We start from the raw sequence: 22,486 nt of genomic DNA on the forward strand, positions 1-22,486 counted from the left end.
CATGCATAAATTGATGTTGCTGGCCGCTTTGGCCGCGCCCCTGGCTCAGGCAGAAAGCCTTGAAGTCGCCGCTCACTCCATGCTGCGCCTGCCGAACAAGTCGGCCAGCGTGCACCTTGAACAGCTGCGTGTGGCCGACTCGGCGACCCTGTTGCTGCCAGCCACTCTCACTGAGCTGAAGATCGACCGCCTGGAGTTGGGGCGCGATGCGCGCATCGCCATCGCCCCCGCCGATCGCGACCTCAGCATCAGCGCCGCCAGCGCCCACCTGGGTGAAGGCAGTGAAATCAGTGCGCCTGGTGCCCCCGGCACTTATGAGCGGGCAGCCCGTCCGGGGCGCAACCTCGACTTGCGCCTGCAGGCGCTTGAAGCCGAGCAGCTCGTCATCGATGCCCGTGGCGGCGCTGGCGCGCCAGGCTATGTCGGTCTCGACGGCGGTAATGGCAAACCGGGTGGCTGCACCTGGGGGCAGGCCAGCCGAGGGGCCAATGGTGACAACGGTGGCAATGGGCACGATGGTGCCCCTGGCGGGCGGATCCGCCTGGCGCTGCCGGACGGCTTCGCCCAGGAACGGATCATGGTGCGGCTGGAGGGCGGCGCGCCGGGCAAGCCGGGCGCAGCCGGCAAGGCTGGCAAGGGCGGAGCGAGCAAGGGCTGCCTGGTGTACAGCACGGCGGCCGGCGCCAATGGCCTGCCAGGGCAACCCGGGGAGCCAGGTGCCGCCGGCGCTGCCGGGGAGTTGATCCTTCAGCGTTTGTAAGCGCCGGGGCTGAGCCTGCTTGAGGCGTTATCAGGCAGGCTTGTCAGCGACTCCCCACCTAACGGTCAGACACCTCCGACACCCATGGTCTAGTCTGAAAAGGACCGGTACCGGCCAAGTTCTCACTACAAGTGCCCGGACCGGACAACCATTGGAGTCCCCCGGGAGGTGCTCTCATGAGCCTGCTGCTTGAGCCGTATACCCTGCGTCAGCTGACCCTGCCCAACCGTATTGCCGTTTCCCCCATGTGCCAGTACTCCGCCGTCGACGGCCTGGCCAACGACTGGCACCTGGTGCACTTGGGCAGCCGTGCTGTCGGTGGCGCGGGCCTGGTGATCAGCGAGGCCGTTGCGGTCACCGCCGATGGCCGCATCACTGCCGAAGACCTTGGCCTGTGGAACGACGAACAGATCGCCCCGCTGCAGCGCATCACCCGCTTCATCACCGCTCAGGGCGCCGTGCCCGGCATCCAGCTGGCCCACGCCGGACGCAAGGCCAGCACTTATCGCCCCTGGTTGGGCAAGCAGGGCAGCGTCAAGCTCGAAGAGGGTGGGTGGCAGCCGGTCGGCCCATCGAAAATCGCCTTCGACCCGCAGCACACCGCGCCGCGCGAGTTGAGCAAGGACGAGATCCAGGGCGTGGTGGCCGCGTTTGTGGCCGCGACCGAGCGCGCATTGAAGGCGGGTTTCAAGGTCGTGGAAATCCACGCCGCCCATGGCTACCTGTTGCACCAGTTCTTGTCGCCGCTGAGCAACCAGCGTCGCGACGACTATGGCAGTTGCTTCGAAAACCGCATTCGCCTGACCCTGCAGGTTACCGAAGCAGTGCGCAAGGTGTGGCCGCAGGAGCTGCCACTGTTCGTTCGCGTATCGGCCACCGACTGGGTGGAGGATGGCTGGAACCCTGATGAAACTGTCGAACTGGCGCGCCGCCTGCGCGTGCTGGGTGTCGACCTGATCGACGTTTCATCTGGCGGCACCTCGGTCAACGCCGAGATCCCAACCGGCCCGGGCTACCAGACCCGCTTCGCCGAGCGGGTGCGCAAAGAGTCGGAAATCGCCACCGGCACCGTTGGCATGATCACCGAACCCGCCCAGGCCGAGCACATCCTGCGCACCGGCCAGGCCGATGTGATTTTCCTGGCCCGTGAACTGCTGCGTGACCCGTACTGGCCACTGCACGCCGACGATGACCTGGGCGGCAACAAGGCCACGTGGCCGGCGCAGTACCAGCGGGCGACCAGCCGGGCCAACCCGATCCACGAGTCGGACCTGCGCGATTGACTCAGCGGTAGGCGGCCTTGCTGAGGATGTCGCTCACCCATTGGTTGATGCTTTTCTGCGCAAGCTCCGCCTGGGCCGCCACGCTGGCGTGAAGCGTGGGCTCCAGGCGCAGGCTGAGCTTGCCGGAGTAGGTCTTTTGCGGTTCGCGCCCCAGGCGCTGACAGGTTTCGAGGTAGTCGTCGACGGCTTCCTCGAAGGCCTGGCGCAGTTCGCTGATCGATTCGCCATGGAAGCCGATCACGTCGTGGATACCGGCGACATGGCCAACCAGCAGTTGGTCTTCGTCGCTGTATTCGATGCGGGCGGCATAGCCGCGGTAGTTCATCACATTCATGGTGTCACTCCTGCCTGCTCCAGGAACTGGCGGGCATCCTTCACTTGATAGGCTTTGGCGTGGCGGTCCGGGTGAGGGCGGTGGAAGGTTGCGACCGCCCCGTGGAGTTCGAACCGTACGCGTGACCCCCTACCTTCGACCGTCCTGGCGCCAAGCGATACCAGCAATGATTCCAGGCGTATCCAGTCCAGGGTTTTGGGCACAGGTTTCTTGAAGACAAGTTCGAGTAAAGCGCGTTGGTGATTATTCATGGTATCAGTCTGTGATACCAGTTTATTTTGCTCAACGGCTTGGCGGTAAGGCGTGGCAGCGGCAGGTTGCGGGAAATATCGGTATGGCAGGCAGCAAAAAGCCGACTGGCCGTCACTGCCAGTCGGCTTCTGTCATCCCTGCATCAATGTTTGAACATCACATGCCGCACACAGGTGTAGTCCTCCAGCCCGTACATCGACATATCCTTCCCGTACCCCGAATGCTTCTGCCCGCCATGGGGCATTTCGCTGACCAGCATGAAGTGGGTGTTCACCCAGGTGCAGCCGTAATGCAGCCGTGCCGCCAGGCGGTGGGCGCGGCCGCTGTCGCGGGTCCATACCGATGAAGCCAGGCCGTACTCGGAGTCGTTGGCCCATTCCAGCGCCTGGGCCTCGTCGCTGAAGCGGGTCACCGACACCACCGGCCCGAACACTTCGTGGCGGACGATCTCGTCATCCTGCAGGGTGTCGGCCAGCACGGTGGGTTCGAAGAAGAACCCGTCTCCCGGCACGGCCTTGCCGCCGGTGACCAGGCGGATATGCGGCTGGGCAATCGCACGCTGTACCAGCCCGGCGACCTTGTCGCGGTGCTGGGCGCTGATCAGCGGGCCAAGCTCGGTGGCCGGATCGCTCTGCAGGCCGTGCTTGAGGCTGGCCACCGCCTCGCCCAGGCGTTCGACGAAGCGCTCGTAGATGCCGTCCTGCACGTACAGGCGGCAGGCCGCGGTGCAGTCCTGCCCGGCGTTGTAGAAGCCGAAGGTGCGGATGCCTTCGATGGCGGCATCGATGTCGGCATCGTCGAACACGATCACCGGGGCCTTGCCGCCCAGCTCCATGTGCATGCGCTTCACGCTGTCGGCGGTGGCGCCGATGATGTGCGCGCCGGTGGGGATGGAGCCGGTCAGCGACACCATGCGCACCTTGGGGTGGGTAACCAGCGGGTTGCCGACGGTCTGGCCGCGGCCGAACAGGATGTTGAGAACGCCGGCCGGCAGCAGGCCCTGAATCAGCTCACCCAGGTGAAGTGCGGTCAGCGGGGTCAGCTCCGAAGGTTTGATCACCACGGTGTTGCCGGCGGCCAGCGCCGGGGCGATCTTCCACGCCAGCATCATCAGCGGGTAGTTCCACGGCGCGATGGACGCCACCACCCCCAGCGGGTCACGGCGGATCATCGAGGTGTGCCCGGGCAGGTACTCACCCGCCGCCGAGCCGCCCAGGCAGCGCGCCGCGCCGGCGAAGTAGCGGAACACGTCGGCGATGGCCGGGATCTCATCGTTGAGTGCGGCAGCGTAAGGTTTGCCGCAGTTGTCAGACTCCAGCCTGGCCAGCGCCGCGCCGTGCTGTTCGATGACGTCGGCGATGGCCAGTAGCGCGGTCGAGCGCTCTTTCGGCGTGGTCTGCGACCAGCCGTCGAACGCCTTGTCGGCCGCGCGCACAGCGCTGTCGACCTGGGCCTCAGTGGCTTCGTTGATCTGTGCCAGGGCCGTGCCCTTGGCCGGGTCGAGCACGGTCCAGGCTGGGCCTTCGCCAGCGACAAGCTTGCCGTTGATCAGCATGTTGGTTTGCATCAGGGACTCCTCCAGGGTCATTTGCCGCTGCCCGCGACGCTTTCACCGCCACGGGTCAGGTAATAGGCGCCGAGGATCGGCAGCATGGTCACCAGCATCACCAGCATGGCGACCACGTTGGTCACCGGCACGTCGCGCGGGCGGCTGAGTTGGTTGAGCAGCCAGATCGGCAAGGTGCGCTCGTTGCCGGCGGTGAAGGTGGTGACGATGATTTCGTCGAACGACAGGGCGAAGGCCAGCATGCCGCCGGCCAGCAGTGCCGAGCCCAGGTTGGGCAGGATGATGTAGCGAAAGGTCTGCCAACCGTCGGCGCCCAGGTCCATCGAGGCTTCGATCAGGCTCTGCGAAGTACGGCGCAGGCGGGCAATGACGTTGTTGTAGACGATCACCACGCAGAACGTGGCGTGGCCGACGACGATGGTGAACAGCCCGGGTTCTATGCCTAAGCGCTTGAACGCCGAGAGTAGGGCGATACCGGTGATGATGCCGGGCAGGGCGATCGGCAGGATCAGCATCAGCGAGATGCTTTCCTTGCCGAAAAAGCTGCGTCGGTACAGCGCCGCCGACGCCAGGGTGCCAAGCACCAGGGCGATCAGCGTGGCCAGGCAGGCCACCTGCAATGACAGCTTGATCGCTTCGAGCACGTCGGGGCGGGCGAGGGCCACGGCGAACCACTTCAGCGTGAAGCCCTTGGGCGGGAAACTGAACGCCGCGTCTTCGGTATTGAAGGCATAGAGCAGGATGATCAGGATCGGGAAGTGCAGGAACACCAGCCCGCCCCAGGCCGCCAGGCGCAGGCCCGTCGAGGCTTTTTCAGAGTGCATCGAAGGCCCCCAGGCGTTTGACGATGGACAGATACACCGCGATCAGCACGATCGGCACCAGGGTAAAGGCCGCCGCCATGGGCATGTTGCCGATCGCCCCTTGCTGGGCATACACCATGCTGCCGATGAAATAGCCGGGCGGGCCGACCAGTTGCGGCACGATGAAGTCGCCCAGGGTCAGCGAGAACGTGAAGATCGAGCCGGCGGCGATGCCCGGCACCGACAGCGGCAGGATCACCTGCATGAACGTTTGCCGGGGTTTGGCGCCGAGGTCGGCCGAGGCTTGCAGCAGGGAAGGCGGCAAGCGCTCCAGTGCCGCCTGGATCGGCAGGATCATGAACGGCAGCCAGATGTAGACGAACACCAGAAAGCGCCCCAGGTGCGAGGTCGACAGGGTGCTGCCGCCCACGCCGGGGATGTCCAGCACCAGCTGCAACAGCGGCTGCAGGTGCAGTTGCTGGATGAACCACTGAGCCACGCCGCCCTTGGCCAGCAGCAGGGTCCAGGCGTAGGTCTTGACGATGTAGCTGGCCCACATCGGCATCATCACCGCGATGTAGAAGAACGCCTTGGTGCGGCCGGTGGTGTAGCGCGCCATGTAGTAGGCGATGGGGAAGGCCAGCACGGCGCTGGCCAGCGACACCGCCACGGCCATGCTCAGGGTACGCAGGATGATGTCGAAGTTGGCCGGGTTGAACAGCGCGGCGAAGTTGGCCAGGGTCAGGTCCGGCGTCACCGCCATGGTGAAGTCGTCGAAGGTGTAGAAACCTTGCCACAACAGGTTCAGCAGCGAGCCCAGGTAGATCGCGCCGAACCACAGCAACGGTGGGATCAGCAGCATCATCAGGTACAGGTTGGGGCGCCGGTACAGCAGGTCGCTCAGGCGCCGCAGCGGCGTGATGCCCGTTGCTTTTTCAGCGGCCAGGCTCATGGCTGGGTTTCCCGCAGCGCGGTCATCGCCTCGCGCGGCCAGCTGGCCTGCACGCGCTGGCCGGCCTGCCACTGGTGCGCCTGTGCCTGCCAGCGGTCGTTGGCCTGGCTTACGGCGAGCAGTTGGCCGCAGTCCAGCTTCACCTCGAAACGGGTGGCGCTGCCCTGGTACTGGATGTCGTGCAGCACCCCACCGACCTGTACGTCGCCGCTGGCGGGCTGGCCGTCGAGGCGGATGTGCTCGGGGCGGATGGAGAAGGGCGATGCGCTGCCATTGAGCTGTTGCGCCAGTTCCCCGCGCAGCACGTTGGAGGTGCCGACGAACTCGGCGACGAAGGTGGTCGCCGGCTGCATGTACAGGTTGCGGGGCGTGTCGACCTGTTCGATGCGCCCGCGGTTGAACACGGCCACCCGGTCGGACATCGACAATGCCTCGGTCTGGTCGTGGGTGACGAAGATGAAGGTGATGCCCAGCTGGCGCTGCAGCTTTTTCAGCTCGCCCTGCATCTGCTCGCGCAACTTGAGATCGAGGGCGCCGAGCGGTTCATCGAGCAGCAGCACCCGTGGCCGGTTGACCAGGGCGCGGGCCAGGGCGACGCGCTGGCGCTGGCCGCCGGACAGCTGCGCCGGCTTGCGTGCGCCGTAGCCGTCCAGGGCGACCATGGCCAGCGCCTCGTCGGCACGAGCATGGCGTTCGGCCTTGGCCACGCCTTTGACTTTCAGGCCATAGGCGACGTTGTCGCGCACGTTCATGTGGGGGAACAGGGCGTAGTCCTGGAACACGGTGTTGACGTCACGCTGGTACGGCGGCAGTCCGGCGGCCTCGCTGCCATGGATACGGATCGAGCCGCTGCTGGGTTGCTCGAAGCCGGCGATCAGGCGCAGGCAGGTGGTCTTGCCCGAACCCGAGGGGCCGAGCATGGAGAAGAACTCGCCGTCCTCGATGTCGATGCTGACCTGGTCGACGGCCTTGACCTCGCCGAAGGTGCGGGAAACCTGGGTGAACTGTACGGCTAGGGGCATAAGCGGTACTCAGCTGGCTTTGTATTGCCTGTGCCGGCCTCTTCGCTGGCAAGCCAGCTCCCACAGGTCATTCACAAGGCCGGGGCCAGTGAGTTCCTTGTGGGAGCCGGCTTGCCGGCGATGAGGCCAGTGCAGGTGAAAACTCCTTTGCTAACGGTTTCAGCGCCCGCCCATGATCGCGATGTAGTCCTGGGTCCAGCGGCTATAGGGCACGAACTTGCCGCCCTCGGCCTGCGGGGTTTTCCAGAAGGCGATCTTGTCGAAGTTGTCGAAGCCATTGGTCTTGCAGCCCTCGGCCCCCAGCAATTCGCTGCCGGTACAGGCCGCCGGCACCGCCGGCAACGAGCCGAACCAGGCCGCCACGTCGCCCTGCACCTTGGGCTGCAGCGACCAGTCCATCCATTTGTAGGCGCAATTGGGGTGCTTGGCCTCGCTGTGCAGCATGGTGGTGTCGGCCCAGCCGGTGGCGCCTTCCTTCGGCACCACCGAGGCCACCGGCTGCTTGTCGGCCTGCAGCCCGTTGACCATGTAGCCCCACGAACTGGTGGCGGCCACGCCCTCGTTCTTCACGTCGCTCATCTGCACGGTCGCGTCGTGCCAGTAGCGATGGATCAGCGGCTGCTGCTGGCGCAGCAGGTCGAGTACCGCCTTGTACTGCGCCTCGGTGAGTTCGTAGGGGTTCTGGATACCCAGTTCAGGCTTGGCGGACTTGAGATAGAGCGCCGCGTCGGCGATGTAGATCGGCCCGTCGTAAGCCTGCACGCGGCCCTTGTTGGGTTTGCCGTCGGGCAGGTTCTGCGGTTCGAACACCACGCTCCAGCTGGTGGGTGGCTGCTTGAACACGTTGGTGTTGTACAGCAGCACGTTCGGGCCCCACTGGTAGGGCGTGCCATACACCTGGTCCTTGACCACGTACCAGGCGCCGTTGTGCAGGCGCGGGTCGAGGTTCTTCCAGTTGGGGATCAGCGCGGTGTTGATCGGCTGCACCCGCTTGCCGGCGATCAGCCGCAGCGAGGCATCGCCCGAGGCGGTCACCAGGTCATAGCCGCCCTTGGTCATCAGGCTGACCATCTCATCGGAGGTGGCGGCGGTCTTCACGCTGACCTTGCAGCCGGTTTCCTTCTCGAAGCCGGTGACCCAGTCGTAGGCCTTGTCGCTTTCACCGCGCTCGATGTAGCCGGGCCAGGCGATGATGTCCAGCTGCCCCTCGCCGGCACCGAGCTTCTGGGGCAGCCCGGCGGCCTGGGCGCCAGCACTGGCGAGCAGGGCGCCGAGCAAAACGGTCTTGTGCACTGACATGATGTTCCCTCTTGTTGGCAATTGTGGTCGGGGCAGACGTCAAGCAAAGCGGCGGTCAGGTGGCTGACTGCTTATGATTTTTAGCGACTGAGTCGAGTCTAGATCGCTTTTATCAATCGCTGATGCAACATCCGGAAGCATTTGCACAGGTGGAGAAACCCCTGCGCCGTCCTACTCTGGTGGCCACTTTTTCGTACACGTGGAGGCACGCCAGATGAATACCCGAGGTCTGCTCGACCAACTGCTCAAGTCCGGCCAGGATCTGCTCAACAGCCAGGCCAGCAAAGGCTCGGGGCAAAAACCAGCAGGCAGCGGCGGGCTGGGCAGCCTGCTTTCCGGTGCCGGCGGCGGTGCCCTGGCGGCCGGCGCCATGGGTTTGCTGCTGGGTAACAAGAAGGCCCGCAAATATGGCGGCAAGGCGCTCACCTACGGTGGCCTGGCCGCGCTCGGGGTGCTGGCCTACAAGGCTTATGGCAACTGGCAGGCGCGCCAGGGTGCAGGCGACCAGCCGCCACAGACGCTGGACCGCCTGCCCCCGGCCCAGGCCGAGCAGCACAGTCAGGCGGTGCTGCGGGCACTGGTGGCGGCGGCCAAATCCGACGGCCATATCGACGAGCGCGAGCGGGCATTGATCGAAGGCGAGTTCACCCGCCTGGACAGCGACCGCGAGCTGCAACACTGGCTGCACGCCGAGCTGAACAAGCCGCTGGATCCTGCCGAGGTGGCCCGCGCCGCGCAAACCCCGGAAATGGCCGTCGAGATGTACCTGGCCAGCGTGATGATGGTGGACCAGGAGAACTTCATGGAGCGCGCCTACCTCGACGAACTGGCACGCCAGCTGCGCCTGGACCCGGCCTTGCGCCAGGAGTTGGAGAGCCAGGTCAGGCTTGCCGCAGGCCAGTGAACAGGCAAATGGCCACATCAATAGGCAAGGAGGCCTGAATACAGCAGCATTCAGCCGCAAATGCGTAAGACGCCTGGGCTATACTTCGGCGATTTTTCCCGCTCGTATCGAATTCCTGAGGGCTGAATGTTGAAGAACTGGACCTTGCGCCAACGGATCCTGGCAAGTTTCGCCGTGATCATCGCCATCATGCTGCTGATGATCGTGGCCGCCTACTCGCGGCTGGTGGCGATCGAATCCAGTGAGGAAGCGGTGGGGTCCGACAGCATTCCCGGCGTCTACTACAGCTCGATGATTCGCAGTGCCTGGGTCGACAGCTACGTCACCAGCCAGCAGTTGGTGGGGTTGTCGAACCACCGCGAAATCACCTCGGCCGACATGGAGCTGTTCAAGAGCTTCGAAGACCGCCTCAAGCAGCACATGGCCAGCTACCAGGCCACTATTCGCGACCCCGCCGACCAGGCCGCCTTCGACGACTTCACCCGCCTCGAGGAGGGCTACGTGAAGATCGTCGCCCAGGTGCTGGAGACCTACCGGCAAAAGAACTACGTCGAAGCCCAGCGCCTGATCACCGAAGTGCTCACCCCGGCCTGGGTGGATGGGCGCAAGCACCTGAACGGGGTGATCGAGCGCAATCGCGAGTCGGCCGATGCCGCCACCAACGACATTGTCAGCGCCGTCAACACCGCCAAGGGCAGCATGATCGTCTCGCTACTGCTGGCGATCGTCGCCGCCGGTATCTGCGGCCTGCTGCTGATGCGCGCGATCACCGCGCCCATGCAACGCATCGTGCATGCCCTCGACCGCCTGCGTTCGGGCGACCTGAGCATGCGCCTGAGCCTGGACCGCAAGGACGAATTCGGCGCCATCGAAGGCGGCTTCAACGAGATGGCCGAGTCGCTGGCCGGCCTGGTGTCGCAAGCCCAGCGCTCGTCGGTGCAGGTGACCACCTCGGTCACCGAAATTGCCGCGACCTCCAAGCAGCAGCAGGCGACCGCCACCGAAACCGCCGCCACCACCACCGAGATCGGCGCCACTTCGCGCGAGATCGCCGCCACCTCCCGTGACCTGGTGCGCACCATGACCGAAGTCACCTCGTCGGCCGACCAGGCCTCGAGCCTGGCCGGTGCCGGCCAGCAGGGCCTGGCGCGCATGGAAGAGACTATGCACCAGGTGATGGGCGCCGCCGACCTGGTCAACGCCAAGCTGGCGATCCTCAACGAGAAGGCCAGCAATATCACCCAGATGGTGGTGACCATCGTCAAGGTTGCCGACCAGACCAACCTGCTGTCGCTCAACGCCGCCATCGAAGCGGAAAAGGCCGGCGAGTACGGCCGTGGCTTCGCCGTGGTGGCCACCGAAGTGCGCCGCCTGGCCGACCAGACCGCCGTGGCCACTTACGACATCGAACAGATGGTGCGCGAGATCCAGTCGGCGGTGTCGGCCGGGGTGATGGGCATGGACAAGTTCTCCGAAGAGGTGCGCCGCGGCATGTTCGAGGTGCAGCAGGTGGGCGAACAGCTCAGCCAGATCATCAACCAGGTGCAGGCCCTGGCGCCGCGTGTGCTGATGGTCAACGAAGGCATGCAGGCCCAGGCCACCGGCGCCGAACAGATCAACCAGGCCCTGGCCCAGCTCAGCGATGCCAGCACCCAGACCGTGGAATCGCTGCGCCAGGCCAGCTTCGCCATCGACGAGCTGAGCCAGGTGGCCGCCGGGCTGCGTGGCGGTGTATCGCGTTTCAAAGTCTGACGCCGATGACCGACCTGTCCCCCCGTGAGGACCGCGCGGCCACCGCCAAGGGCGCGCTGTACCTGCAGTTCCGGATCGCCGCGCAGCGCTTCGCCCTGGACGTGCGCGAAGTGATCGAAGTACTGCCGCGTCGTCCGCTCAAGCCCATCGCCCAGGCACCGGCCTGGGTGGTCGGCGTGCTGGCCCACCGTGGCGCGCTGGTGCCGGTGATCGATGTGTCGGCGTTGAGCTTCGGTGCTCCGGCGGTTTCGCGCGGCAGCACCCGCCTGGTGCTGGTGCACTACCGTGGCGACCCGCAGCGCCCCGAGCTGCAACTGGGGCTGATCCTGGAACAGGCCACAGAGACCCTGCGTTGCCGGCCCGACGAGTTCCAGCCCTATGGCCTGGACAACGCCGAGGCCCCTTACCTGGGGCCGGTGCGTCAGGACGCGCAAGGTCTGGTGCAGCGTATCTGCGTCGACGATCTGCTGCCGGCTGCGGTCCGCCAACTGTTGTACCCCAGCGAAGTCGGGCAGGTGCCGACATGACCGGGCAACGGTTCTTCCGCTTCCTGCAGGAGCGTATCGGCCTGGACGTGGAGTCGGTCGGGGCGCCGATGATCGAGCGGGCCTTGCGCCAGCGCTGCGTTGCCCTGCAGGCCACCGACCTGGACGATTACTGGCTGCGCCTGCAACAGTCCACGGCCGAGCAGCAGGCCCTGATCGAGGCGGTCATCGTCCCCGAAACCTGGTTCTTCCGTTACCCCGAATCCTTTACCGCGCTGGTGGAGCTGGCCCACAAGCGCGTTGCCGAACTGGCCGGTGCCCGGCCGCTGCGCATCCTCAGCCTGCCGTGCTCGACCGGTGAAGAGCCCTATTCCATCGCCATGGCACTGCTCGATGGCGGGGTCGCGGCGCAAGCCTTCAGTGTCGATGGCATCGATATCAGCCCCAATTCGGTGGCCAAGGCCGAGCAGGCGCTGTATGGGCGCAACTCGTTCCGCGGCAGCGAACTGGCCTTTCGCGAGCGGCATTTCAGCGAAGCCGCCGAGGCCCACCAACTCGACGAGCGGGTGCGCCGGCAGGTCAGCCTGAAAGTCGGCAACGTGCTGGACCCGGCGCTCAAGGCCCGTGACGGCCAGTACGACTTCGTGTTCTGCCGCAACCTGTTGATCTATTTCGATGTGCCTACCCAGCAACGGGTATTCGAGGTGCTCAAGCAGCTTACTCACGCCCAGGGCGTGCTGTTCATCGGTCCGGCCGAGGGCAGCCTGTTGGCGCGCCTGGGCATGCGGCCGCTGGGTATCGCCCAGTCGTTCGCCTATGTGCGCCAGGCTGACCCTGTGCCGCCCCCGCCGAACAAACCCTTGCCGGCCATGCGCCCGTTGGCGCCGCCATTGCCCAAGGTGGTCACGCTGCCCCAGCGCCCGGCAAGGCCGTTGATGGCCCCCCCAGTGGCTGCCGAGCCGCGGGAAAACGAAGCGCAACTGCTGGCGGCCATCGCCCGGCACGCCAACGCCGGCGACAGCCAGCAGGCCCGGAGTGACTGCGAGCGTTACCTGCGCCAGTTCGAACCCAAGGCGCAGGTCTACTACTGGCTGGGGCTGCTCAGCGATACCGAGGGCGATGCCACGCAGGCCATCACCCATTACCGCAAGGCGTTGTACCTGCAGCCTCAGCACCCGGAGGCGCTGATGCACCTGGCTGCCCTGCTGGCCTCGCAAGGCGACGAGGCGGGCGCCCGACGCCTGCAGGAGCGCGCGGCCCGGGCCGGCCGGGAGGCTGAACGATGAGCGCGGGATACGACATGCAACTGATCGCCCATGACGATGGCCAGGCCATCGACGATTGCTGGAACCGCATCGGCGTGCACGGCGACAAGCAGTGCCCGCTGCTGGAACGGCACATCCACTGTCGCAATTGCGAGGTGCATGCGGCGGCGGCAACGCGCTTGCTGGATCGCTACGCGCAGGTGCTCGAAGAACAGGACGAAACACTGCCGCAGGCCGAGTGCGCAGTCGGTCGCTCCATGCTGCTGTTCCGGCTGGGTGAGGAATGGCTGGCACTGGCCACGGCCTGCCTCGCCGAAATCGCCCCGCTGCAGCCGGTGCATTCGTTGCCGCATCAGCGCTCGCGGGTACTGCAAGGGGTGGCCAATGTGCGCGGTGCGCTGGTGCCGTGCCTGTCGCTGGCGGACCTGCTGAACGTGCCGGCCGAGGCCAGCGTCGAGCGCAGTGGGCGGGTCATGCCACGCATGCTGATCCTGGCTGCCGAAGGGGGCCCGGTGGTGGTGCCGGTGGCGGAGATCGATGGCATACACCGGCTGGACCCCGGGCACCTGCAGGAGGGCCGCGATACCGCCCACTTCACCGCTGCGGTGCTGCAGTGGCGGGGCCGCAGCGTGCGGGTCCTGGATGAACAACACCTTCTGCAAGCCGTGAAGCGGAGCCTGTCATGACCCCGGAGCAAATGCGCGACGCTTCCTTGCTGGAGCTGTTCAGCTTGGAAGCCGAAGCCCAGACCCAGGTGCTCAGTGCCGGCCTGCTGGCACTGGAGCGCAACCCCGCCCAGCCTGACCAGCTCGAGGCCTGCATGCGTGCGGCCCATTCGCTCAAGGGCGCGGCGCGGATCGTCGGCATCGACGCCGGCGTCAGCGTCGCCCATGTGATGGAAGACTGCCTGGTGGCTGCGCAGGAGGGCCGCCTGCTGCTGCGCCCGGAGCATATCGATGCGCTGCTGCAAGGTACCGACCTGCTGATGCGCATCGCCACGCCAGGCGACCCGGCAGGCGAAGGCCTGGTGCCGGTGTTCCTCACCCAGATGGCCGGGCTGCTGGATTCGCCGCCGTCGGCCACGCAGGTGGCGCCGCCGTTGCCGGCTGCAACGCCGCCAGCCATGGTCGCGCCGCCGCGGGCCATGGAGCCTGAGCCGGAGCCTGCCGCTGAACCCGAAGCCGAGCCGGTCGTCCGGCCGAGGGCCGGCAAGCGCGCTGGCGAGGGTAGCGAGCGCGTGCTGCGGGTTACTGCCGACCGGCTTAACAGCCTGCTCGACCTGTCGAGCAAGTCGTTGGTCGAAACCCAGCGCCTGAAGCCTTATCTGGCGACCTTGCAGCGCCTCAAGCGCATGCACGGCCAGGGCATGCGCGCCCTGGACGGGCTCAAAGCGCAGCTCGAAGACAGCGGCCAGGGCCCGGAAGTACTCGATGCCCTGGCCCAGACCCAGCAACTGCTGGCCGAAACCCAGCAGATCCTGCTGCAGCAGGCTGCCGACCTCGACGAATTCGGCTGGCAGGCCAGCCAGCGCGCTCAGCTGCTGTACGACACCGCGCTGGCCTGCCGCATGCGCCCGTTTGCCGATGTGCTGACCGGTCAGAGCCGCATGGTGCGCGACCTGGGGCGCTCCTTGGGGAAACCGGTGCGGCTGCTGGTCGAAGGCGAGAAGACCCAGGTCGATCGCGACGTGCTGGAAAAGCTCGAGGCGCCGCTGACCCACCTGCTGCGCAACGCCGTCGACCATGGCATCGAGCTGCCCGAAAGGCGCCTGCTGGCCGGCAAGCCCAGCGAAGGCACGGTGCGCCTGCGCGCCTCGCATCAGGCTGGGCTGCTGATTCTGGAACTGGCCGATGATGGCGCCGGCATCGACCTCGAGCGTTTGCGCCGCAGCATTGTCGAACGGGCGCTGTCGCCGGCCGAAACCGTGGCGCAGATGAGCGAGGCCGAGCTGCTCACCTTCCTCTTCCTGCCCGGCTTCAGCCTGCGCGATACGGTCACCGAAGTGTCCGGGCGCGGGGTTGGCCTGGATGCGGTGCAGCACATGGTCCGCGAGCTGCGCGGCTCGATCGAGCTGACCCAGGTGGCCGGGCAGGGGTGCTGCTTCCACCTGGAGGTGCCGCTGACCCTGTCGGTGGTGCGTAGCCTGGTGGTGGAGGTGGGCGGCGAGGCCTATGCCTTCCCGCTGGCGCATATCGAGCGCACCCTCGATGTGCCGGCAGAAAGCATCGTGCAGATCGAAGGGCGCCAGCATTTCTGGCACGAGGACCGGCATATCGGCCTGGTCGCCGCCAGCCAGCTGCTCAACCGGCCGGCGACACAGGACGCGGGCCAGAGCCTGCGGGTGGTGGTGATTCGCGAGCGCGACCAGCTTTACGGTGTGGCCGTCGAGCGCCTGATCGGCGAGCGGGTGCTGGTGGTGATGCCGCTCGACCCGCGCCTGGGCAAGGTCCAGGACATTTCCGCCGGCGCCTTGCTCGACGATGGTTCGGTGGTGCTGATCATCGATGTCGAGGACCTGCTGCGCTCGGTGGACAAGCTGCTCAGCACCGGCCGCCTGGAGCGCATCGAGCGGGGCGGCCAGCACGGCCGGGGCGTTGCACGCCGGCGTGTGCTGGTGGTCGATGACTCGCTCACCGTGCGCGAACTGCAACGCAAGCTGCTGGGCAACCGTGGCTATGAAGTGGCCGTGGCGGTGGATGGCATGGATGGCTGGAACGCCCTGCGCAGCGATGACTTCGACCTGCTGATCACCGACATCGACATGCCGCGCATGGACGGTATAGAACTGGTCACCCTGGTGCGTCGCGACCAGCGCCTGCAATCGCTGCCGGTCATGGTGGTGTCGTACAAGGACCGGGAAGAAGACCGTCGTCGTGGACTTGATGCCGGCGCCGACTATTATCTGGCCAAGGCCAGCTTCCATGACGATGCGTTGCTGGACGCCGTGGAGGAGCTGATCGGAGGTGCCCAGGGATGAAGATCGCCATCGTCAATGACATGCCCATGGCTGTGGAGGCCCTGCGCCGAGCGCTGGCCTTCGAGCCGGCGCATGAGGTGGTGTGGGTCGCCGGCAACGGCGCCGAGGCGGTGCAACGCTGTACCGAGCAGCTCCCGGACCTGATCCTGATGGACCTGATCATGCCGGTGATGGACGGTGTCGAGGCGACCCGGCGGATCATGGCCGAGACCCCTTGCGCCATCGTCATCGTCACGGTCGACCGCAAGCAGAACGTGCACCGGGTCTTCGAGGCCATGGGCCATGGGGCCCTGGACGTGGTCGACACGCCGGCACTGGGCGCGGGCGATGCCCGTGAGGCGGCGGCGCCGCTGTTGCGCAAGATCCTCAATATCGGCTGGCTGATCGGCCAGCAGCGGCCCAGCGCCCCGCAGCCGGTGCGCACACCCTTGCGTGAAGCCTCCCAGCGCCGCGGCCTGGTGGCCATCGGCTCGTCGGCTGGCGGGCCGGCGGCACTGGAAGTGTTGCTCAAGGGGCTGCCGAAGGCCTTCCCGGCCGCCATCGTGCTGGTCCAGCACGTCGACCAGGTATTCGCCGGCGGCATGGCCGAATGGCTCAGCACGGCGAGCGGCCAGTCGGTGCGCCTGGCCCGCGAAGGCGAGCCACCGCAGCCGGGGCAGGTCCTGCTGGCCGGCACCAACCACCATATCCGCCTGCTGCACAACGGTCAGTTGGCCTACACTGCCGAGCCGGTCAATGAAATCTACCGGCCTTCGATCGACGTGTTCTTCGAAAGCGTGGCGCGCTACTGGTCGGGCGACGCGGTGGGCGTACTGCTCACCGGCATGGGCCGTGATGGCGCCCAGGGCCTGAAGCTGATGCGTCAGCAGGGTTTTCTGACCATTGCCCAGGACCAGCAGAGCAGTGCGGTTTACGGCATGCCCAAGGCTGCTGCGGCCATCGACGCCGCAGTGGAAATCCGCCCGCTGGAACGCATCGCCGGGCGACTGACGGAACTCTTTTCGAAATGACGACAAGTATTGAGGCACGCCGCCTGGCCGGCCGTGACCGGGTGACCCGCAATGACTGATCTACCGATCGAAGGTTTCACGACCATCAACGAAGGCGCGGCGATGGTCCTGCTGGTGGACGATCAGGCAATGATCGGCGAAGCGGTGCGCCGTGGCCTGGCCTATGAAGAGAACATTGACTTCCATTTCTGCGCCGACCCGCATCAGGCGGTGGCCCAGGCCATGCGGATCAAGCCCACGGTGATCCTCCAGGACCTGATCATGCCGGGCCTCGATGGCCTGACCCTGGTGCGCGAGTACCGCAACAACCCGGCCACCCAGGACATTCCGATCATCGTCCTGTCGACCAAGGAAGACCCGTTGGTCAAGAGCGCGGCCTTTGCTGCTGGGGCCAACGACTACCTGGTGAAACTGCCCGATACCATCGAGCTGGTGGCACGCATCCGCTACCACTCGCGCTCGTACCTGACCTTGCTGCAGCGCGACGAGGCCTACCGCGCCTTGCGGGTGAGCCAGCAGCAGTTGCTGGACACCAACCTGATGCTGCAGCGGCTGATGAACTCCGACGGCCTGACCGGGCTGTCCAACCGCCGTCACTTCGATGAGTACCTGGAGCTGGAGTGGCGCCGAGCCATTCGTGAGCAGCAGCAACTGTCGCTTTTGATGGTCGATGTCGACTACTTCAAGGCGTTCAACGACAGTTTCGGCCACCTGGCCGGTGACGAGGCCTTGCGTCAGGTGGCCGAGGCCATCCGCGGCAGTTGTTCACGGCCCAGCGACCTGCCGGCGCGCTACGGTGGCGAGGAGTTTGCCCTGGTGCTGCCCAATACTTCGCCGGGCGGCGCGCGGCTGATTGCCGAGAAGTTGCGTCAGACCATCATGGGTTTGAACATTGCCCACACCGTGCCCGAGCACGGCTCGTACTTGACAGTAAGCATCGGCCTGGCCACCCAGACGCCGGCGGTTGGCAGCCATTGCCGGCAGTTGATCTCGGCGGCGGACAAGGGGCTGTATCAGGCCAAGAACAACGGCCGTAACCAGGTGGGCATTGCCTGAGCGCGACATCCTAACGCTGACGCCATTCCTTGTAGGAGCGGCCTTGTGTCGCGAAAGGGCTGCAAAGCAGCCCCGGCAATCTTTGCGTGATCGCCGAAATCCGGGGCCGCTGCGCGCCCCTTCGCGACACAAGGCCGCTCCTACAGGGGCGTGCATGGCTGATTGCGACGCCTGCCCGGCGGGTCTGCCGTCACGGCGCGGACTCGGTTATACTCGCGGGCTTTTCACCGAATTCGCACGAGAGCTGCCCGCCCATGGAAATCCAACCGATCCTGAACACCATCAAGGACCTCACCGAGCGTTCCCAGTCCATTCGGGGGTATCTTTGACTACGATCACAAGCATGATCGTCTGGTCGAAGTAAACCGCGAGCTGGAAGACGCCTCCGTCTGGAACAAGCCCGAGTATGCCCAGGCCCTGGGCCGCGAGCGCGCCATGCTGGCGCAGGTCGTCGAAACCCTCGACAAACTGGCCAACGGCCTGGGCGACTGCAAGGACCTGCTCGACATGGCCGTCGAGGAAGGTGACGAAGGCGCCGTCAGCGATGTCGTGACCGAGCTGCAAGGGCTGGAGGAATCCCTCGCCCTGCTCGAGTTCCGTCGCATGTTCAGCGGTGAGATGGACCCGAACAACGCCTACCTGGACATCCAGGCCGGCTCCGGCGGTACCGAGGCCCAGGACTGGGCCAACATCCTGCTGCGCATGTATCTGCGCTGGGCCGACAAGCGCGGTTTCGACGCCACCATCATCGAGCTGTCCGAAGGTGAAGTCGCCGGCATCAAGGGCGCCACCGTGCACATCAAGGGCGAGTACGCCTTCGGCTGGCTGCGCACCGAGATCGGCGTGCACCGCCTGGTGCGCAAGAGCCCGTTCGACTCCGGCGCCCGCCGTCACACTTCGTTCTCGGCGGTATTCGTGTCGCCCGAGATCGACGACAAGGTCGAGATCGAGATCAACCCGTCCGACCTGCGCATCGACACCTACCGCTCTTCGGGCGCCGGTGGCCAGCACGTCAACACCACCGACTCGGCGGTGCGTATCACCCACGTGCCGACCAACACCGTGGTGGCCTGCCAGAACGAACGTTCCCAGCACGCCAACAAGGACACCGCCATGAAAATGCTGCGGGCCAAGTTGTACGAGCTGGAAATGCAGAAACGCAACGCCGCCTCGCAGGCCCTGGAAGACAGCAAGTCGGACATCGGCTGGGGTCACCAGATCCGCTCCTATGTACTCGATGACTCGCGTATCAAGGACCTGCGTACCGGCGTAGAGCGCAGCGACTGCCAGAAGGTGCTCGACGGCGACCTCGACGAGTACCTGGAAGCGAGCCTCAAGCAGGGGCTGTAAGCATCCAAGCGGCGGCAAACCCGTGGGAGCGGGCTTGCCCCGCGATCCCTCACCCGCGTGAGGCAACGAACACCTGATGGAAAGAATGACGACATGAGCGACCTCAAGACCGAATCGCAAGACCTGCAACAGGAAGAAAACGCCCTGATCGCGCTGCGCAAGGAAAAGCTTGCCGCCGAGCGCGCCAAGGGCAACGCCTTCCCCAACGACTTCCGTCGCGACAGCTACTGCAACGACCTGCAGAAACAGTACGCGGACAAGACCAAGGAAGAGCTGGAAGCAGCCGCGATCCCGGTCAAGGTGGCTGGCCGCATCATGCTCAACCGTGGCTCGTTCATGGTGATCCAGGACATGACCGGTCGCATCCAGGTCTACGTCAACCGCAAGACCCTGTCCGAAGACACCCTGGCCGCGGTCAAGACCTGGGACCTGGGCGACATCATCAGCGCCGAAGGCACCCTGGCCCGTTCCGGCAAGGGCGACCTGTACGTCGAAATGACCAACGTGCGCCTGCTGACCAAGTCGCTGCGCCCGCTGCCGGACAAGCACCACGGCCTGACCGACACCGAGCAGCGCTACCGCCAGCGCTACGTCGACCTGATGGTCAACGAAGAAACCCGCCACACCTTCCGTGTGCGTTCGCAGGTGATCTCGCACATCCGCAAGTTCCTCATCGAGCGCGACTTCCTCGAAGTCGAAACGCCGATGCTGCAGACCATTCCCGGCGGCGCCGCGGCCAAGCCGTTCGAAACCCACCACAATGCGCTGGACATGGCCATGTTCCTGCGTATCGCCCCGGAGCTGTACCTCAAGCGCCTGGTGGTCGGTGGCTTCGAGAAAGTCTTCGAGATCAACCGCAACTTCCGTAACGAAGGCGTCTCGACCCGGCACAACCCCGAGTTCACCATGCTCGAGTTCTACCAGGCCTACGCCGACTACAACGACAACATGGACCTCACCGAAGAGCTGTTCCGCGAATTGGCGCAGCTGGTACTGGGCAGCACCGACGTGCCGTACGGCGACAAGGTGTTCCACTTTGGCGAGCCGTTCGTGCGCCTGTCGGTGTTCGACTCGATCCTCAAGTACAACCCTGAGCTGACCGCTGCCGACCTGCAGGACGTCGACCGTGCCCGCGAGATCGCCAAGAAGGCCGGCGCCAAGGTGCTGGGCCACGAAGGCCTGGGCAAGCTGCAGGTGATGATTTTCGAAGAGCTGGTGGAGCACAAGCTGGAGCAGCCGCACTTCATCACCGAGTACCCGTTCGAAGTGTCGCCACTGGCCCGTCGCAACGACGACAACCCATCCGTGACCGACCGCTTCGAGCTGTTTATCGGTGGCCGCGAGATCGCCAACGCCTACTCCGAGCTCAACGACGCCGAAGACCAGGCCGAGCGATTCCTGGCCCAGGTTGCCGAGAAAGACGCCGGTGACGACGAAGCCATGCACTACGATGCCGACTTCGTTCGTGCCCTGGAATACGGCATGCCGCCGACCGCTGGTGAAGGCATCGGTATTGACCGCCTGGTCATGCTGCTGACCAACTCGCCGTCGATCCGCGACGTGATCCTGTTCCCGCACATGCGTCCGCAGGCCTGAGTGTCCTGAACAAGCCGCCTTTCGGGGCGGCTTTTTCATGCCTGTACACTTGTACTGGCTGTACCGGCGTCTTCGCGGCTAAAGCCGCTCCTACAGGGACCGTGCAGTACTTGTGGGAGCGGCTTTAGCCGCGAAGAGGCCGGCACTGAACAAACATTTTCATGAGGTATCACCGTGACACCTGCCATGCCTCACCAGGGCGCCGCCGGCATCGCCACCGCCGTCGCCGAAAGCGTGCAATACCAGGGCCGCAAGACCGCCCGCCAGGGCAGCGAGCAGCGCCGCCAGCAGATCCTCGACGCCGCCATGCGCATCGTCGTGCGCGACGGTGTGCGCGGTGTACGTCACCGTGCCGTGGCCGCCGAGGCCGGCGTGCCGCTGTCGGCCACCACTTACTACTTCAAGGACATCCAGGACCTGCTGGCCGATACCTTCGCCCAGTACGTCGAGCGCAGCGCCGCCTATATGGCCAAGCTCTGGGCCAACAGCGAAGGCGTGCTGCGCCAGTTGCTCGCCCAGGGTGACGGCAGCCCTCAGGCGCGGGCGCGCCTGGCCGACGAGGTGGCGCGCATGACCGCCGACTACGTGATCCGCCAGTTGCACAATCGTCGCGACTTTCTTATGGCCGAGCAGGCCTTCCGCCAGGAAGCGCTGCTGTGCCCACGCCTGGCCGAACTGGTGTGCGCCCATGAGCAGATCCTGCTGCACGGCGCGCGGCAGATGCTCCAGGTGGTCGGCTCGCGCCAACCCGAGCAGGATGCGCAGATGTTGACGGCGATAATCGAGCAGATGGAATATCAGGGCCTGCTCAAGGACGCGAATGCGCAGGCCGATGAGCAGATGCTCGCTATCCTTGTCCGATACCTGCAGATGGTGCTGGCCTCGGCTTGAGCTGCGAACGAATTCTCAAGGAGAACCCGATGAAAGCCTGGCGTGTGGTGTTGTTGACGTTGTCATTCCTCTTGCTGGGCGGTTGTCTGGTGGCCTTCCATGAACCGCTGCCGAGCAATCAGGCAGCGCCCAAGGCCCTGCTCGGCAAGTGGAGCAGCAAGGACGCCTGGGGCGAGCCACTGAAACTTACCATCAGCCGCAGTGGCGGCGATGCCTACAAGGCGGTGGCGACCGCCAAGGGCAAGGCCCCTGAAGAGTACGTGTTCACGGTGTCGCGCCATGGCAACCGCTGGTACATGTCGGCCGGTGTGCCCAAACGGCTGGGGGGCAACTTCCTGATTGGCGGTTTCGATATCGTCGAGGGCAAGGAACTGGTGGTCTACAACCTCGATGTCGAGCAGGTGCGGCAGGCCGTCGACAAGAAGGAACTGAGTGGGCGAAGCATCGAAGTCCCCGAAGAGAATGGCGAAGGTGTGTTGATCGACAGCCCGTCGGCGCGTGTGCTGGCGTACCTGGACGATCCGGCCAACTCTGACCTGTTCGTCGAGGTGGCGCGTTTCCAGCGCTCCGGCAAATGACCGTGTCGGCCTCTTCGCGGCTAAAGCCGCTCCCACAGGTGCATTGCCCGGCCTGATGGCTGCGATATCCCTGTAGGGGTGGCTAAATCGGCCCCACAGGTGCAGTGCCCGGCCTGAGGGCTGCGATATCCCTGTAGGGGTGGCTAAATCGGCCCCACAGGTGCATTGCCCGGCCTGAGGGCTGCGATATCCCTGTAGGGGTGGCTAAATCTGCCCCACAGGTGCATTGCCCGGCCTGATGGCTGCGATATCCCTGTAGGGGTGGCTAAATCTGCCCCACAGGTGCATTGCCCGGCCTGAGGGCTGCGATATCCCTGTAGGGGTGGCTAAATCTGCCCCACAGGTGCATT

At 65.5% G+C, this 22,486-nt stretch carries 21 protein-coding genes; 14 read left to right on the forward strand and 7 right to left on the reverse strand.

Features of this window, described 5'->3' with window-relative positions:
* Position 1: 1 nt before the first annotated feature.
* The gene (locus ABE459_RS04550; protein WP_125462873.1) at positions 2–760 is read left to right on the forward strand and encodes a collagen-like protein; all 759 of its coding nucleotides are present in this window, start codon (positions 2–4) and stop codon (positions 758–760) included.
* A gap of 176 nt (positions 761–936) precedes the next feature.
* Entirely contained in the window at positions 937–2,043 is a 1,107-nt protein-coding gene (locus ABE459_RS04555) for an NADH:flavin oxidoreductase/NADH oxidase (protein WP_258705819.1), read from the forward strand.
* A gap of 1 nt (position 2,044) precedes the next feature.
* Here ABE459_RS04555 and ABE459_RS04560 read toward each other — a convergent pair whose 3' ends face one another.
* The 7 genes from ABE459_RS04560 to ydcS all read right to left on the reverse strand — a co-directional run bounded on the left by ABE459_RS04560 (position 2,045) and on the right by ydcS (position 8,272).
* Entirely contained in the window at positions 2,045–2,377 is a 333-nt protein-coding gene (locus ABE459_RS04560) for a type II toxin-antitoxin system HicB family antitoxin (RefSeq protein WP_125462875.1), read from the reverse strand.
* Complete coding sequence (locus tag ABE459_RS04565; protein WP_125462876.1) at positions 2,374–2,628, reverse strand: type II toxin-antitoxin system HicA family toxin; 255 nt, start codon at positions 2,626–2,628, stop codon at positions 2,374–2,376. The genes ABE459_RS04560 and ABE459_RS04565 overlap by 4 nt, the downstream gene beginning before the upstream one ends.
* A 143-nt stretch (positions 2,629–2,771) precedes the next feature.
* On the reverse strand, positions 2,772–4,196 hold the full coding sequence (locus ABE459_RS04570; RefSeq protein ID WP_323831795.1) for a gamma-aminobutyraldehyde dehydrogenase: 1,425 nt from the start codon (positions 4,194–4,196) through the stop codon (positions 2,772–2,774).
* Positions 4,197–4,213: 17 nt separating this feature from the next.
* Positions 4,214–5,020: an ABC transporter permease gene (locus ABE459_RS04575; RefSeq protein ID WP_125462878.1), complete on the reverse strand. Its 807-nt coding sequence runs from the start codon at positions 5,018–5,020 to the stop codon at positions 4,214–4,216.
* Positions 5,010–5,921 carry an ABC transporter permease gene (locus ABE459_RS04580; protein ID WP_323831868.1) on the reverse strand — a complete coding sequence of 304 codons (912 nt, stop codon included), beginning with the start codon at positions 5,919–5,921 and terminating at the stop codon, positions 5,010–5,012. The genes ABE459_RS04575 and ABE459_RS04580 overlap by 11 nt, the downstream gene beginning before the upstream one ends.
* A 26-nt stretch (positions 5,922–5,947) precedes the next feature.
* Positions 5,948–6,973: an ABC transporter ATP-binding protein gene (locus ABE459_RS04585; protein WP_125462879.1), complete on the reverse strand. Its 1,026-nt coding sequence runs from the start codon at positions 6,971–6,973 to the stop codon at positions 5,948–5,950.
* Positions 6,974–7,132: 159 nt separating this feature from the next.
* Entirely contained in the window at positions 7,133–8,272 is a 1,140-nt protein-coding gene (ydcS, locus tag ABE459_RS04590; RefSeq protein ID WP_110995521.1) for a putative ABC transporter substrate-binding protein YdcS, read from the reverse strand.
* 214 nt (positions 8,273–8,486) lie between these two features.
* On the opposite strand from ydcS, the gene ABE459_RS04595 reads away from it, so the two are divergent.
* The 12 genes from ABE459_RS04595 to ABE459_RS04650 all read left to right on the forward strand — a co-directional run bounded on the left by ABE459_RS04595 (position 8,487) and on the right by ABE459_RS04650 (position 22,136).
* Complete coding sequence (locus tag ABE459_RS04595; RefSeq protein WP_323831793.1) at positions 8,487–9,176, forward strand: tellurite resistance TerB family protein; 690 nt, start codon at positions 8,487–8,489, stop codon at positions 9,174–9,176.
* Between the two features lie 129 nt (positions 9,177–9,305).
* Complete coding sequence (locus ABE459_RS04600; protein WP_323831866.1) at positions 9,306–10,928, forward strand: methyl-accepting chemotaxis protein; 1,623 nt, start codon at positions 9,306–9,308, stop codon at positions 10,926–10,928.
* A gap of 5 nt (positions 10,929–10,933) precedes the next feature.
* On the forward strand, positions 10,934–11,455 hold the full coding sequence (locus ABE459_RS04605; RefSeq protein ID WP_323831792.1) for a chemotaxis protein CheW: 522 nt from the start codon (positions 10,934–10,936) through the stop codon (positions 11,453–11,455).
* Positions 11,452–12,699, forward strand: a complete 1,248-nt coding sequence (locus ABE459_RS04610; protein ID WP_323831790.1) for a CheR family methyltransferase — start codon at positions 11,452–11,454, stop codon at positions 12,697–12,699. The genes ABE459_RS04605 and ABE459_RS04610 overlap by 4 nt, the downstream gene beginning before the upstream one ends.
* Complete coding sequence (locus ABE459_RS04615; RefSeq protein WP_125462883.1) at positions 12,696–13,364, forward strand: chemotaxis protein CheW; 669 nt, start codon at positions 12,696–12,698, stop codon at positions 13,362–13,364. The genes ABE459_RS04610 and ABE459_RS04615 overlap by 4 nt, the downstream gene beginning before the upstream one ends.
* Positions 13,361–15,655, forward strand: coding sequence for a hybrid sensor histidine kinase/response regulator (locus ABE459_RS04620; RefSeq protein ID WP_323831788.1), 2,295 nt, complete (start codon positions 13,361–13,363; stop codon positions 15,653–15,655). The genes ABE459_RS04615 and ABE459_RS04620 overlap by 4 nt, the downstream gene beginning before the upstream one ends.
* Positions 15,652–16,665 carry a chemotaxis response regulator protein-glutamate methylesterase gene (locus ABE459_RS04625; RefSeq protein WP_258705825.1) on the forward strand — a complete coding sequence of 338 codons (1,014 nt, stop codon included), beginning with the start codon at positions 15,652–15,654 and terminating at the stop codon, positions 16,663–16,665. Before ABE459_RS04620 ends, ABE459_RS04625 begins: the two co-directional genes overlap by 4 nt.
* A gap of 51 nt (positions 16,666–16,716) precedes the next feature.
* Entirely contained in the window at positions 16,717–17,721 is a 1,005-nt protein-coding gene (locus ABE459_RS04630; RefSeq protein ID WP_323831786.1) for a PleD family two-component system response regulator, read from the forward strand.
* A 254-nt stretch (positions 17,722–17,975) separates the two neighbouring features.
* Positions 17,976–19,071, forward strand: a protein-coding gene (gene prfB / locus ABE459_RS04635) for a peptide chain release factor 2 (RefSeq protein WP_125462887.1) whose coding sequence is annotated in 2 segments (ribosomal slippage) — positions 17,976–18,047 and positions 18,049–19,071 — 1,095 coding nt in all. Because the reading frame shifts where the segments join, the coding sequence is not laid out codon by codon here.
* Positions 19,072–19,164: 93 nt separating this feature from the next.
* Positions 19,165–20,667 carry a lysine--tRNA ligase gene (lysS, locus tag ABE459_RS04640; RefSeq protein WP_125857652.1) on the forward strand — a complete coding sequence of 501 codons (1,503 nt, stop codon included), beginning with the start codon at positions 19,165–19,167 and terminating at the stop codon, positions 20,665–20,667.
* 186 nt (positions 20,668–20,853) lie between these two features.
* Positions 20,854–21,558, forward strand: coding sequence for a TetR family transcriptional regulator (locus ABE459_RS04645; protein ID WP_125861257.1), 705 nt, complete (start codon positions 20,854–20,856; stop codon positions 21,556–21,558).
* A 29-nt stretch (positions 21,559–21,587) separates the two neighbouring features.
* On the forward strand, positions 21,588–22,136 hold the full coding sequence (locus ABE459_RS04650) for a hypothetical protein (protein ID WP_125462889.1): 549 nt from the start codon (positions 21,588–21,590) through the stop codon (positions 22,134–22,136).
* Positions 22,137–22,486 lie beyond the last annotated feature (350 nt).

The sequence above is a fragment of the Pseudomonas sp. TWI923 genome (assembly GCF_039673365.1).
Lineage (GTDB): Bacteria > Pseudomonadota > Gammaproteobacteria > Pseudomonadales > Pseudomonadaceae > Aquipseudomonas > Aquipseudomonas sichuanensis.

Excerpts from the sequence above, each read along its gene's own strand:
- ABE459_RS04550 (WP_125462873.1), top strand. The coding sequence starts at position 2 with ATGCATAAATTGATGTTGCTGGCCGCTTTGGCCGCGCCCCTGGCTCAG.
- ABE459_RS04555 (WP_258705819.1), top strand. The coding sequence starts at position 937 with ATGAGCCTGCTGCTTGAGCCGTATACCCTGCGTCAGCTGACCCTGCCC.
- ABE459_RS04560 (WP_125462875.1), bottom strand. The coding sequence starts at position 2,377 with ATGAATGTGATGAACTACCGCGGCTATGCCGCCCGCATCGAATACAGC.
- ABE459_RS04565 (WP_125462876.1), bottom strand. The coding sequence starts at position 2,628 with ATGAATAATCACCAACGCGCTTTACTCGAACTTGTCTTCAAGAAACCT.
- ABE459_RS04570 (WP_323831795.1), bottom strand. The coding sequence starts at position 4,196 with ATGCAAACCAACATGCTGATCAACGGCAAGCTTGTCGCTGGCGAAGGC.
- ABE459_RS04575 (WP_125462878.1), bottom strand. The coding sequence starts at position 5,020 with ATGCACTCTGAAAAAGCCTCGACGGGCCTGCGCCTGGCGGCCTGGGGC.
- ABE459_RS04585 (WP_125462879.1), bottom strand. The coding sequence starts at position 6,973 with ATGCCCCTAGCCGTACAGTTCACCCAGGTTTCCCGCACCTTCGGCGAG.
- ydcS (WP_110995521.1), bottom strand. The coding sequence starts at position 8,272 with ATGTCAGTGCACAAGACCGTTTTGCTCGGCGCCCTGCTCGCCAGTGCT.
- ABE459_RS04595 (WP_323831793.1), top strand. The coding sequence starts at position 8,487 with ATGAATACCCGAGGTCTGCTCGACCAACTGCTCAAGTCCGGCCAGGAT.
- ABE459_RS04605 (WP_323831792.1), top strand. The coding sequence starts at position 10,934 with ATGACCGACCTGTCCCCCCGTGAGGACCGCGCGGCCACCGCCAAGGGC.
- ABE459_RS04610 (WP_323831790.1), top strand. The coding sequence starts at position 11,452 with ATGACCGGGCAACGGTTCTTCCGCTTCCTGCAGGAGCGTATCGGCCTG.
- ABE459_RS04615 (WP_125462883.1), top strand. The coding sequence starts at position 12,696 with ATGAGCGCGGGATACGACATGCAACTGATCGCCCATGACGATGGCCAG.
- ABE459_RS04620 (WP_323831788.1), top strand. The coding sequence starts at position 13,361 with ATGACCCCGGAGCAAATGCGCGACGCTTCCTTGCTGGAGCTGTTCAGC.
- ABE459_RS04625 (WP_258705825.1), top strand. The coding sequence starts at position 15,652 with ATGAAGATCGCCATCGTCAATGACATGCCCATGGCTGTGGAGGCCCTG.
- ABE459_RS04630 (WP_323831786.1), top strand. The coding sequence starts at position 16,717 with ATGACTGATCTACCGATCGAAGGTTTCACGACCATCAACGAAGGCGCG.
- lysS (WP_125857652.1), top strand. The coding sequence starts at position 19,165 with ATGAGCGACCTCAAGACCGAATCGCAAGACCTGCAACAGGAAGAAAAC.
- ABE459_RS04645 (WP_125861257.1), top strand. The coding sequence starts at position 20,854 with ATGCCTCACCAGGGCGCCGCCGGCATCGCCACCGCCGTCGCCGAAAGC.
- ABE459_RS04650 (WP_125462889.1), top strand. The coding sequence starts at position 21,588 with ATGAAAGCCTGGCGTGTGGTGTTGTTGACGTTGTCATTCCTCTTGCTG.